At 52.6% G+C, this 13,315-nt stretch carries 9 protein-coding genes; 8 read left to right on the top strand and 1 reads right to left on the bottom strand.

Features of this window, described 5'->3' with window-relative positions:
* Positions 1-5: 5 nt before the first annotated feature.
* Positions 6-728, bottom strand: coding sequence for an FISUMP domain-containing protein (locus BUB38_RS00120; RefSeq protein ID WP_073155399.1), 723 nt, complete (start codon positions 726-728; stop codon positions 6-8).
* Between the two features lie 348 nt (positions 729-1,076).
* Between BUB38_RS00120 and nadA the strand changes: the two genes are divergently transcribed.
* From nadA to BUB38_RS00080, 8 genes are all read left to right on the top strand, one after another.
* A complete protein-coding gene (gene nadA / locus BUB38_RS00115) occupies positions 1,077-2,093 on the top strand; it encodes a quinolinate synthase NadA (RefSeq protein ID WP_073155396.1) in 1,017 nt (338 codons plus the stop codon).
* A gap of 117 nt (positions 2,094-2,210) precedes the next feature.
* Entirely contained in the window at positions 2,211-2,888 is a 678-nt protein-coding gene (locus BUB38_RS00110; RefSeq protein ID WP_073155393.1) for a hypothetical protein, read from the top strand.
* Between the two features lie 74 nt (positions 2,889-2,962).
* Positions 2,963-4,183 carry a DUF6588 family protein gene (locus tag BUB38_RS00105; RefSeq protein WP_073155391.1) on the top strand — a complete coding sequence of 407 codons (1,221 nt, stop codon included), beginning with the start codon at positions 2,963-2,965 and terminating at the stop codon, positions 4,181-4,183.
* Between the two features lie 24 nt (positions 4,184-4,207).
* Complete coding sequence (locus BUB38_RS00100; RefSeq protein ID WP_073155388.1) at positions 4,208-5,761, top strand: carbon starvation CstA family protein; 1,554 nt, start codon at positions 4,208-4,210, stop codon at positions 5,759-5,761.
* A 103-nt stretch (positions 5,762-5,864) separates the two neighbouring features.
* Positions 5,865-8,027 carry an SF1B family DNA helicase RecD2 gene (locus tag BUB38_RS00095; protein ID WP_073155385.1) on the top strand — a complete coding sequence of 721 codons (2,163 nt, stop codon included), beginning with the start codon at positions 5,865-5,867 and terminating at the stop codon, positions 8,025-8,027.
* 106 nt (positions 8,028-8,133) lie between these two features.
* Positions 8,134-9,270: a glycosyltransferase gene (locus tag BUB38_RS00090; protein ID WP_073155383.1), complete on the top strand. Its 1,137-nt coding sequence runs from the start codon at positions 8,134-8,136 to the stop codon at positions 9,268-9,270.
* 3 nt (positions 9,271-9,273) lie between these two features.
* On the top strand, positions 9,274-11,847 hold the full coding sequence (locus BUB38_RS00085; protein ID WP_073155380.1) for a DNA topoisomerase III: 2,574 nt from the start codon (positions 9,274-9,276) through the stop codon (positions 11,845-11,847).
* A 58-nt stretch (positions 11,848-11,905) separates the two neighbouring features.
* Complete coding sequence (locus BUB38_RS00080; RefSeq protein WP_175547618.1) at positions 11,906-13,294, top strand: glycoside hydrolase family 3 N-terminal domain-containing protein; 1,389 nt, start codon at positions 11,906-11,908, stop codon at positions 13,292-13,294.
* Positions 13,295-13,315: the final 21 nt, after the last annotated feature.

Below are 13,315 nucleotides of genomic sequence, written 5' to 3'. Positions count from 1 at the left end.
GGCGCCTAGCAGTCTTTCACGCAGCGGATAGCAAAGGCGTCGGTCTTGTAGGTATAATCGGCACCGATCTTTCCGCCACGAAATGAAATGCTGCGATATCTAGCATATTCATTTCCCATGCTGGTGGAAGTCCAGTAATAGGCAGACTTGTTCAAGTCATAAAAGTAACCCATGCTATAGCGGCCGCCAGAAGGTATGGAAGCAAAACCTACGCTATCCTTGCCCACCACGGAGCCGTAGCATTCTTCCCAGTACTCGGAAGACTTTAGCATGGTTCCCGGCAGACCGTCCTGCAAGCTTCTGCAAAATTCGCACAGTTCATGCCATTCTTCTTCAGAAGGGATGTGCCAACCTTCGGGTGCGATTCCGCGGAACCTGCCCGACGTAATCAGCGATTCCCCTTCAGCGCCCAATTCGTCTTCGTTATAGCGGGGGCTTAAATTCATGGCGGCGGCCCAGGTATAAAGTCTACCGAACTTGCCCACATTTTTTTCCACCTCGCCGTAGGCGTAACTTCCCACATCGTCGTCGGCGGCACCGCCCTTACTCACATAACGAAGGTTTTCCGCCATCCAGATTTGGTTTCCGATTTTTACCGTACTGTAGATTTCACCGTCACGTTCGTCAACTAAGGAACCATAATCGAATTTCACGCCGTTTTTCATCAAGTATGCGGCATGCTCTTCGTCTTTTACAGTTTTCGTAAATTCAGTACGGTTAAAAAACATAATTTACATCCTACTCTTTACACTATTTGAAATCTTTTCATTTCTTTTCCAATTGGACGTCCCCTATACGCAAAACCCATGCCAAGGGAGGAGAAAGACTAGAGTGAAGAGGAATTATGAGACACAAAAGAAGTATGCTGAGCGGACTGTCATTCTGAACTCGTTTCAGAATCCCATGAATGCATGAGACCCTGAGCGCCCACAGGGCGACGCAAGGCGCCATCGGCGCGATTATGATAATTCGTATCTCGTATCTGATATCTCATATCCTATATCTGGTATCCAATGTCTCGCGGTTCTGGGGTGGGGACGCTGATGGGGTCCGTCTAATTTTTTTATATTTAGGCCATGACCGCAGAAGAACTTTACAACCGTCTTAAGAGTATCCAGCCTGGAGCTGTCCTTTGCACCTATTCCATGGAAAAAGTGGAACAGATGCTTCCCATCATCAACGAAATCAACGAACTGAAGAAGGAACGTGACGCCGTCATTCTCGCCCACAGTTACGTTGCCCCGGAAATCATCCTGGGTGTTGCCGACTACGACGGCGACAGTTTCAAGCTGAGCCAGGACGCCACCAAGGTGGAAGCAAAGACCATCGTCTTCTCCGCAGTCCGTTTCATGGGTGAAACCGCAAAGATTCTGAACCCCACCAAGGACGTCTTGATTCCCGGACCCCTTACCGGCTGTAGCCTGGCCGACTCCATTACCGGAGCCGAAGTCCGCGCCCTCCGCGAAAAGTATCCGGACCACACCTTCGTCTGCTACATCAACACCACCGCCGACGTAAAGGCAAACTGCGACGTTTGCGTTACCAGCTCCAACGTGATGAAGATCGTGAGCAGTCTCGAAAACGACAAGATTGTGTTCGTACCCGATGGACTCATGGGCCAGAACCTCATCGAAGAAATGAAGAAGCGTAACATCAAGAAGGAAATCGTGCTCCACAGCGGTTGCTGCTACGTGCACGAAACCTACGATTCCGAACTGATCAACTTCTTCCGTAGCCAGAATCCGGGTCTGAAGGTGGTAAGCCATCCCGAATGCCACCCGGGTGTCGCCCTCCTCAGCGATTACGTGGGCAGCACAGGTCAGATGGTTTCCTACATCAAGGAACAGCCGGAAAATACTCCGTTCCTGCTCCTTACCGAATGCGGTCTCAATGCCCGTATGCAGTACGAGTTCCCCAACAAGCGCTTTATCGGCAGCTGCAGCATGTGTAAGTACATGAAGTCCAACTCCCTGGAAAACATCCTGGAAACCCTGCGCCATCCGGAAGCAGCCCAGCATGTGGAACTGGACGAAGCCACCCGCGTCGCCGCCAAGAAGTGCATCGACGCCATGTTCTACTACGCAGCGAAATAGTTGGAAGTTGGAAGTAGACAGTAGACTGTAGACTGTTTACTGGGGTAGAGTTATGCGAGGTGCCAAACTTTAACTCATTGCTCACCTCTCACAGCCCATCGCTTTTTGAGGAAATTGATGAAGAAGTTTCTTTTTGTTCTGATTGCCGTGGTCGGTATGCTGTTTTCTCAGGCAGCTGCCGACGAGGGATACTGGCCCAAGTCCTACTTTGCAGAAGTAGGTTTCGGCATTATTGCATCTAAGGGCGACTTTAACGAAAGGTCGACTGCAATCACAGATACCGCAGGCAAAAAAGGTCTCATTCACCAGCCCGCCCTGGATTTTCTGGCAACACCCGACCTTACCATCGGTGCCAACATCGCCCAGTTCACCCTAGCCCTGAATTTCCAGTATTGGACATCCAACCAGACCTTAGCCGGTTTTTCCGATGAATCCTACACGGCAGATTCCCGCATTTGGCGTCTCGGCTTTGAGTTTACATACAACTTATTCTGGCCCGACTATTTCCAGATCGGCCTCGGCGGCGGTTACTCCTACACAAGCATCAACACTAAAAATTCTGTCTACTTCCAGGATGGAGGCGTCCAGAGTTCTGAACTGATGGGTTCTGCAGTAGGCTTTATCGCCAACCTCCATTACTACTTTACAGACCAGCTTTCCATGGTTCCGGCAATCAAGGTTTACGAAAACTGGTTCAAGAACGCATACAGCGGAAGAACCGACAATTGCGATCTGGATCCGTACCTGTGGCAGACCTTCGTGCTGGCCTCTGTCAGTCTGCAGTATACCTTCTAGACAATACATCAACCTCGGACTTTTACATTTAGAGGCCATGCAAAAAAGGTCGTCAATTTCTATCTTTGGCGACCATGAAAACAATCTCTAGAATCGCTTTCGCTTTCAGCTGCCTCGCAGCAACCGCCAACACATTTGCCATGGACGCCAAGGGCTGGGCATCCACCTACGAATCCATGGCCGCCTTCGAAGACAAGGGCGTACTCAACGAGTATTACAACAACCGCCCCGGCTATGTAAAGCCCATTATCGACAATCTGGGCAATGTGCTGAACAGCAACTGGTATGTAAGCGCAAACGTTCCCCAGAGTCTGACATTTGAAGTGGGCATGCCCTTCTCCATCGTCCCTATCGGAGATGATGACAGAAAATTCTCCGAAACCTTTGACATCTACGGAACTCCCATGGCCTTCGATGTCCCCACCATTTTCGGCGAACACGGCAATCCCCAGGAAAACACCGGCCTAGTTTACGGTAACGAGACCTTGAACGGTCTGGGAGTTTTCACTTACCCCTATCTGCAAGTTGCAGGTAGTTTCTACCACGCACGCGTTATCCTGCGCGGTATGTTCCTGCCCAGCATCAGCAACCTGACCAAGTTCAATCTTTTCGGTTTCGGTCTGCAGTATAGTTTCGGTCACCTGTTCCAGTATATGTTGCCTCCCGCAGCCCAGGGCCTTGACGTAAGCTTTGTCTTCGGCTACAGCACCAGCGGCATCGGCTACCGCCCCGACGAATACAAGGGCTCTCTCGATCTGGATGTTTCCGCCACCACGTTTGACGTTGTCATTGGCTATAAGCCCATCAACTTTATCGAAGTGATGATGACCTTGGGTTACCAGAGCGCCACCATGAAGTCTTCTGGCCACATGTACCAGGTTGCCGGAACAGATCCCTTCACCGGCGCTGAAATCGAAACCAACGTTATTAACCCCAACATTTCTGTAGACGGCAATAACGGTTTCAAGTTCGGCCTGGCCGTGGCCTTCCAGTTCGGTAGTTCCTTCCACCCGGTTCTCGGATTCGATTACGCCGGCAAGTCCAGCTACACAACCAACGTACTTTACTTCCGTCAGCAGTTGGGTCACGACAAGACCCCCGACGAAATCGCAAAGGAAAAGGGTTACGTTCGCGGCGCCGTGAACGAAAAGGAAGAATCCAAGGTTGAATCAGTCCAGGAAGAAGCTCAGGATTCCTACAATGAAATGAATGACTCTGCAGAACAGATTTCCAACGAAGAACCTGTCGCAGATAATTCCAACGACGATTTCGACTCCCCGTCTTACGACGATTAATCAAATAAAACAAAAAGGCACAAGATGATTACTTTCCTAATTGGCGTTGCTATCCTTATTGGCGGCTACTTCACTTACGGCAAGTTCGTAGAACACGTGTTCGGCCCCGACGACCGCAAGACTCCCGCCACCGAAAATCCCGATGGTGTGGACCGTCTGGTTCTCCCTCACTGGAAGAATATGCTGATCCAGCTTTTGAACATTGCCGGTATCGGTCCTGTGATTGGCGTGATTCTGGGCATCAAGTTCGGCGCCATCGTCTTCATCTTGCTGCCTCTGGGAAACGTGCTGGGCGGAGCCGTACACGATTACTTTAGCGGTATGGTCAGCATGCGCAACAACGGTTACAACGTGCCGGCCCTTTCCCGCAAGTTCATGGGCAAGGGTCCTTCCAAGGTGGTAATGACCTTGATTTCCGTAGCCCTGATTTTGGTGGGCGCCGTATTCACCAACACCCCCGCCCAGCTGATCAACACCCCCATCCTCGTCGGTAACGCCGTATCCCCCACCCTGTTCTGGATTGCGGTGGCCTGCATTTTCGTTTACTACTTCCTCAGCACATTCTTCCCCATCGACAAGATTATCGGACGTATCTACCCGGTGTTCGGCGGTTTGCTGATTTTAGCCTCTCTCGCCATTCTCGTGGGCATCGCCCCCAACCTGAACGTACTTGACGAAATCAACTTCAACGACTTCGGCAGCAACTTTACGCAACATCCGGCTCACCAGCCCATCTTGCCCATGCTGTTCGTAACCATCGCCTGCGGCATCATCAGCGGATTCCATAGTACCCAGAGCCCTCTGGTGGCACGTACCGAATTTACCGAAAAGACCGGCCGTCAGACATTCTACGGTATGATGATTCTGGAAGGTCTCATCGGTATGATCTGGGCTGCCGGCGGTATGTTCATCTATCACCTCCATCCGGAACTGATTACTGGCGCCAGCGGCGTCAAGGTCTTGAGCACCCTGGTTTCTACCGTGCTGCCCTTCGCCCCCATTTCTGTGCTGGTCGTGGTTGGCGTGATTGTACTTGCCATTACCAGTGGCGACACAAGCCTCCGCAGCCTCCGTCTGACCATTGCAGAACTTTTGCACATTGATCAGACTTCCGCCAAGAACCGTTTGTTCTTGACCGTTCCCATGTTCGCCATCTGCCTTGCCATTATCTTCTGGAGCAATCTGGACAAGGAAGGTTTCAACATCCTGTGGAACTACTTCAGTTGGAGTAACCAGCTCATGGCCGTCTGCAGCCTCTGCGTTACCGTGGTCTACCTTCGCTGCAAGAAAAAGAATTTCTGGATTGCACTTCTGCCCTGCATGTTCATGACTTTCATTACCGCAGATTATATCCTCTGGGTCAGCCCCACCAACTTGAAGGGAGCTCCCGTAGGTTTCGGTCTGGACTATAACACCGCAAGAGTCATGGCCGTATTCGTAGCCATCGCCCTGGGCGTTTGGCTGGTCCGTCGCGGCAAGGAACTTTCCAGGAGGAACGAATTCGACCCCGACAAGTGGGACCACGAACTGGACAAGAAGAATAACTTCAATCCGCAGTTGCGCAGAAAACAAAAGTAAGCCAACCTAAGTAAAGAGCCGTGAGCTATGAGCAGCGAGCTTAAAGCGGAAAGGTTTAAGCGGAAAGAGAAACTTTAACCTTTAAACTTTAAACTTTTAAACTATGCAAATCCAGGGGACCATTAAATCCATCACATTCCACAGTCCGCAGAATGGCTTTACCGTTTTGCGCCTTAATGAGGCGGAATCCAAGAAGGTGGTAGTGGTCACGGGAACCCTCCCGGAACTGAACGTAGGCGAGAATATAAAGTTCGAAGGAGAATGGGGACGTCACCCCAAGTTCGGCACACAGTTCAAGTGTACATCCTTTGAACTCATCGCCATGGCCGACGACAGCGACGTGGTGGCCTACCTGGGTAGCGGACTTTGCCAGGGTATCGGTCCCAAGACCGCGCAGAACATCTATGATGTTTTTGGCGAAGAAACTTTCGACGTTTTAGACAACGATCCAGACCGTTTTCGCAGCGTAAAAATTAAAGGTCTGCCCAAGGCCAAGGTGGAACTTTTCCTGGCCCGCTGGCAAGAGGCACGCCACAGCCGCGAAACCATGATGTTCCTGTACAGCCACGGCATCGTAGGAAGCATCGCCAAAAAACTCTGGACCCGATTCGGCCAGGGGACTGTCCCCAAGATCCGCGACAATCCCTACATGCTCTGCGAGGAAGTTTTCGGCATCGGCTTTTTAAAGGCCGACGAAATCGCCATGAAGCTGGGGCTCCCCAAGGACAGTCCCACCCGTATGCAGGAAGCCTTGCTGTACACCCTGCAGGAAGCCTCCATGGGAGACGGCCACGTATTCCTCCCTAGGGAACAGTTGCTGAGCCGCGCCATCAAAAATCTGCGAATTGACATTTACGATGAGGATTCCGTAAACCGTCTTATTGACCAGTTCGACATCCTCTGCGGCAACGAAAGAATCAGACGTATAAACGACGACTGTTTCCACCCCCTCCTATTTAACGCCGAGCAGCGAATTGCAGACAACATCAAATTCCGTTTATGCAATACCGCCTACGAAGCCATCGGCGAAGAATTCGCCAACAGGGAATTACGGGACTGGGAAAGGGCACAGAAATTTTCTTTTGACCCCATTCAGCGCGACGCCATTATCCAGGCTCTGAGCCACAGGATGTTCATCATCACGGGCGGACCCGGCACCGGTAAGACCACCATTCTAAAGGGCATCCTCCATCTGGCCAGAAAGCTGGGCGACAACATCCTGCTTGCCGCCCCCACGGGCCGTGCCGCCAAGCGCATGGGCGAATGCTGTGGCGAAAAGGCAAGCACCATCCACCGCCTTCTGGAAATGGATCCGGTTTCCAGGAAATTCTCGAAAAACGGTTTGAACCAGCTGGATTGTAACCTGCTGGTCATTGACGAATTCAGTATGGTGGATACCTGGCTTGCCGCCTCTCTGTTAGACGCAATCCCCATGAAGGCCCGCATCGTCATTGTTGGCGACGCCGACCAGTTGCCAAGTGTCGGACCTGGCAACGTATTGAACGATTTACTCAGCAGCCCCGGCTTCCCCCATATCCGTCTGCAGCACATTTTCCGTCAGGCCAGCGACAACGACATCGCCGAAAAGGCAAGCAAGATTAACCAGGGAATCACCCCCACTCCCCTTGACGGCCCCAACTTTCACTTTGTCCCCTTCGAGACTCCCGAAGAATGCAAGGCCCATCTGGAGCAGTTAATCTCCACCGGCATCAAGAGCAAACTGGACATCAATCTCACCGAGCAGATGCAGGTCCTGGTACCTATGCGCAAGGGTCCCCTTGGTATTTTCGAGTTGAACCCCTTCCTGCAAGGTTTGCTGAACCCCAATGTTCCCCGCCACAAGATGATGGGCGTCGAATGGAGCCAGGGCGATCGCGTCATGCAGGTGAAGAACAACTACGAAAAGAACGTCTTTAACGGCGACGTCGGTACAATCTGGCGCGTGGACGCGGTCAACAAGAAGATTACCGTTTTCTACGACGACAAGACCGTAGACTACGAAGACGACGAGTTGGAAGAACTGACCCTAGCCTACGCCTGCACCATCCACAAGAGCCAGGGCAGCGAATACCCGGCAGTCATCGTGGTACTGGATTCCAGCCATTACGTTATGCTCCAGCGGAACCTGATCTACACGGCCATTACCCGTGCCAAGGGCCATGTGTGGATTCTCTCGGCACCCGGTTCCCTGCACCAGGCCATACGTACCATCCGTAACGCCCGCCGCTTTACCCGTCTTACCGAAAGGCTGGCTACAGGATTCTAATTTCGGGGTTAAACGAACCAAATTCCCTCAAAAAACGCTTTTTCGCCTACCATTTGACGTTGTAAGAATCAAAAAACTTTTTTCTTGAACTACATTTTGCGCGGAAATGCTTTTTACAGTGCTTACATACACAGTGGTTTCACTCCTGGCAGTGTTCTGCCTTTTTTACGCATGGCTCGAAGTGCGCTTTTTCCGCGCGCTGGGTTCTGTGCGTAAGGGCGACTCCGATGTGGAACCCGCTCCAAAGGTAAGCATCCTCATTGCGGCCCGAAACGAAGAAGAAGGGATCCGCGAAACTCTTGAATCGGTCATGAAGCAGGATTACCGCGGTTTTTGGGAAGTCTGGGTCGCCGATGACCGCAGCACAGACAGAACTCCCAAAATCCTGGCCGAGTACGTCGACAAATACCCCGACAGGTTCCATGTCCTGACCATCAAGGACATTCCCGAGGGAGTCAGCCCCAAGAAGCACGCCCTGAGCCTGATGATCGAGGCCTGCAACGGCGAAATCCTCTGCCTGACCGACGCCGACTGCATCGTAAAGCCCACCTGGGTCACAGGCATCGTCGCCGAATTCGAACCCGGCATTGAACTGGTAGCAGGTCACTCCTACATTCCCACGGTCAAGGGTAAGTCTAGCGTTCTAATCTGTATGCAGGCCGTAGAGACTCTTATATATAGAGTGGCAGGAACCGCTGGCTTGGCCATGCACCTGCCCCTGACCAGTACCGGTAACAACCTGGCCTACCGCAAGAGTTTTTTCAAGAGCGTCAAGGGCTTCGAAAACGTCATCAAGATCCAGAGCGGCGACGACGACCTGCTGATGCAGAAACTGGCAGCCGACCGCCCCTGGGCCATGCGCTACTGTATCAACGAAGCCACCTTCGTTACGACTAACGGCAAGGAAACCCTGAAGGAACTTTGGGAACAGCGCAAACGCTGGGCCTCCAAGACCATATATTACACACCGAAAATCGTTTTCGTACTGAGCATGGTGTTCCTGTTCCTGCTGATGGAATGCATCGGGGCGGCCCTTTCACCGTTCAGCTTTACAATTTTCCTGGCCACAGCGATAACATTCGTCGTCAAGTGCGCCGGTGACCTGATTTTAATACTCCGGGGGCTAAGAATCTTTAGGCAGGAACACTTGATCAAATGGTGTATCCCGGTGGAGTTCATCCACGCCCCCTTCACCGTTCTGGCCGTACTCTTCGGCCTCTTCGGACGCTTCAAATGGAAGTAATCTATGGCAACAGCAAAGGCAACTGATACTACTGCGGCAAAGGCTACAAAAACTGCAAAGGCAGCTAAGCCCGCCACAAAAGCAAAGAAATCTGCAGTCCCCGTCGAAGGGAAGACTCTCATTATTGCAGAAAAGCCCAGCGTCGCCCTGGACTTGGTCAAGGTCCTAGGCCAGAAAAACTTCACCAAGGGAAACGGCGTCTACGAAAGTGACACCACCATCGTCAGTCACGCCATCGGCCATTTGGTTGAAATCGCCGACCCCAAGGAAATCGACGAACGATACAAGAAGTGGGAAATGAGCACCCTCCCCATGTTGCCGGAGAAGTTCCCCCTTTCTGCCAACCCCACCACCAAGAGCCAGCTTTCCATCCTGAGCAAGCTGATCAAGCGCAAGGACGTAACCACCCTTGTAAACGCTTGCGATGCTGGCCGCGAAGGTGAATTGATATTCTTCTACATCCTGGACTACGTGCTGAAGGGCAAGTTCACAGGCAAGACCATCAAGCGCCTGTGGATGCAGAGTATGACCCCCGCCGCCATCCAGGAAGCCTTTGACAACATGCGCGATGGCGCCGACATGGAAAACCTGAAGGCAGCCGCCATTTGCCGTAGCGAAGCCGACTGGCTCATCGGCATGAACGGCAGCCGCGGACTTACCGCCTACAACAGTTCCATGGGCGGTTTCCAGATTACCCCCTGCGGCCGTGTGCAGACCCCCACCCTCGCCATCATCGTGAACCGCGAAGAAGAACGCCACCAGTTCGTCCCCAAGAAGTTCTGGACCATCGAGGCCAACTTCGACAACAGCGGCAACAACTATCAGGGCAAGTGGTTTACCCCCAACGGCGACAGCAAGCAGAAACAGATTTTTGACGAAGCCAAGGTCCAGGAAATCCTTTCCAAGTGCAAGGGCAAGACTGGTACCATCGAAGAGACCACCGCACCCAGTTTCCAGAAGTGCGGCCCCCTGTACGACCTGACTACCCTCCAGCGCGAAGCCAACAACCGTTTCGGCTTTAGCGCCAAGACAACCCTTTCAATCGCCCAGGCCCTCTACGAACGCCACAAGGCAACCACCTACCCCCGTACCGACAGCAAGCACTTGCCCGAAGACTACGTAGGTCCCGTCAAGGCTACCCTCGGCAAGATTACAGGCTCCCTGTCCACTTTCGCACAGACCGCCCTCAACAACAACTGGGTCGTAAAGACACCCAAGGTTTTCGACAACAAGAAGATCTCGGACCACTTTGCCATTATCCCCACAGGCATCATGCCCACAGACCTGAGCGAAGCGGAACAGAAAGTGTTCAACATGATCTGTCAGCGTTTTATCGCTGTCTTCTACCCGCCTGCAAAGTACCTGAACACCACCCGCGTGACCACCGTCGAAAACGAGACCTTCATTACCGAAGGCAAGATCCTGGTGGAACCCGGTTTCAAGGCCGTGTACGGCAAGGATGCAGACGACGAAGCCAACATCCCGCAGCTGAAGGGCGACAAGGCCAAGACCGTTGAAATCGAAGCCAAGGAAGACTTTACCAAGCCTCCTGCCCACTACACCGAAAGTACCCTCCTCTCCATGATGGAAAGTGCCGGTAAACTGGTGGAAGACGAAGAACTCCGCGACGCCATGAAGGAACGCGGCCTGGGCACTCCTGCCACCCGCGCAGCCATTATCGAAAAGCTAGTCACCGACAAGTACGTGGTCCGCGACGGCAAGGACATGATCGCTACGGCCAAGGCCTTCGACCTGATCAAGGTATTAAAGGCTATGGATATTGAGGCCCTCACAAGTCCAGAGCTAACTGGTGAGTGGGAATATAAGATGGAGCAGATCGAGAAGGGCAAGGAAACCCGCGAGAACTTCATGAACGGCATTGTAGAAATGACCCGCACCATGGTGAAGAACATCAAGGGCTTCAAGGAAGAAAGCACTACAGGCGAAGCAAGTTTCAGCCCGGTGAACGGCAAGAAGGTTTTCGAGACCGTCAGCCGATACACCACCGAAGATGGAATCGTCATCCGCAAGATGATCGGCGGCAAGAGACTTTCCAACGAAGAAATCGTGGAACTCCTGACCAACCACAAGATTGGTCCCCTTACCGGATTCCGCAGCAAGAAGGGCGTAGAATTTTCTGCCGTAGTTATCATCAACGACCAGAACAAAATCGAGTTCGTCTTCGATGATAACAAGGAAGGATCCGAAATTGAATTGGGCCAGCAGGTAGGCAACTCTCCGCTGGACAACTCCGCTGTGTACGAAACCATGACCGGTTACGTCAGCGATAGCTATGTAAAGAAGGAACCTAGCGGCCTGCAGCTGCCCAAGATTCTTCTCGGCAAGGAAATTCCCCTGGAACAGATCCAGAAGATGCTCTCCGGAACCGAAGTGAAGACCGAACTGATCAAGGGTTTCCGCAGCAACAAGACACACCGCACCTTTGACGCTTTCCTCTACATCGACAAGAAAGGCAAGTTAAAGTTTGACTTCCCGCCCAGAGAATTCAAGCCTCGCCGTTGGGGCGCCAAGAAGGCCTCCGCAAGCAAGAGCTCCGATGAAGATTATGTTCCGTAATGGATCGGCAAGTTCCTTACCTTAAAGGGTAACGAGCAAGTCGAGAGGTGTATGGATTTTGAAATTTAGAACAGCAGTCTTTATTGTATCAAGCGCATTCTGTGCCGTTTTCGCACAGCCGGTGCCGTCCGCCCTAGACAGTGCCGTCATGCAGGTTTCCCCGGACACGTCCCAGGATATTGTCCTGCAGGACCTTTCTGCCATGGCCGCCAAGGCCGCCGCAGATTCCGTTACCGTCAACGAGTCCGTCGCAAGTACCGGAACCGACGCAGAATCCACAGCAGGCACCACCTCCGCAGGCGCCGTCTCCGCAGAATCAGCCCCTGAATCTGCCGCAGAGCCCACTGCAACCGCAGCCACCGCAACAGAGTCCATCCAGGACACCGCAGCGGTCCCAAACCCCTACGACCTTCCCGACGCCTTGATGCCCCTATGGAATTCCATGAGCATCAAGCAAAAGGCCGCCCAGATGGTCATGGTCTATATGACCCCCGCCAGCTTCATGATCGAAAATGAATTCGGCGGTATCCTTGTAATGCGCAGTCACCTTAAGGATCTGGAAAAATTCAAGGATGTCATCAGCACCATCAACGACAACCTCGCAATCCCCCCCGTCGTCGCCGTAGACCAGGAAGGCGGACGAGTAAACCGCATCTCCAGCATCTCGCCCCAGTGGGCAAGAACTCCCAGCGCTAAGGCCATGAGAAAAATGGAGGCGGACTCTATCCAGCAACTGGCTCAGCAAATCGGAAACGTGCTGAAGGAAGCGGGAATCAACATGAATCTGGCTCCCGTCCTGGACCCGGCAAAAGACAGCCGAGGCAAGCGTTCCTTCATGGAAGAATCGGACCGCAGCTGGGGCGAAGACACCACCAATGCCTACAAGGTCCGCGCCTTCGTAAAGGGCATGGCCCAGAGCGGCATCGTCTGCGTTTCCAAGCATTTTCCCGGTTATGATTCCTGGACAAATAGCGACCACCAGATCGCCATCAGCACCACTCCCAAAAAGTCAATCAAGAAAAACGTCGCATTTTTCAACGCCCTCGCCGCAGACATTCCCATCACCATGATGAGCAGCGTCCGCTTTGTCCGCGTGTCAAACCGCCCTGCCGTTTTCGAGCCCAAGATTATTTCGCTGGCCCGTCGCATGTCACCAGAAACAGTCATCCTCACCGACGACCTGTGGGGCGTTTCACTCCGCGCCTGGATCAGTGGGACCGAACGAGTCACCAGCAAAAACTACCCCTCTAAGGATTTCAAGAAACTTGTGCAGACAGCCCTCACTGCAGGCAACGACATGTTCATGATCACCTATCCCCAGAAAGCAGTGGAAATGGTAAAAATCCTTACGGCCATGTCCAATCAGAACGCCAAGTACAAACAGAGAATCGAAGAGTCCTGCGCCCGTATTCTTAAAATGAAATACCGCGCCGGCATTCTAAAGTAAGCGCGACGCGGTTATCAAAAA

The sequence above is a fragment of the Fibrobacter sp. UWH5 genome (genome assembly GCF_900142505.1).
Classification (GTDB): domain Bacteria; phylum Fibrobacterota; class Fibrobacteria; order Fibrobacterales; family Fibrobacteraceae; genus Fibrobacter.
This window is presented reverse-complemented; position numbering and strand designations above follow the sequence as displayed.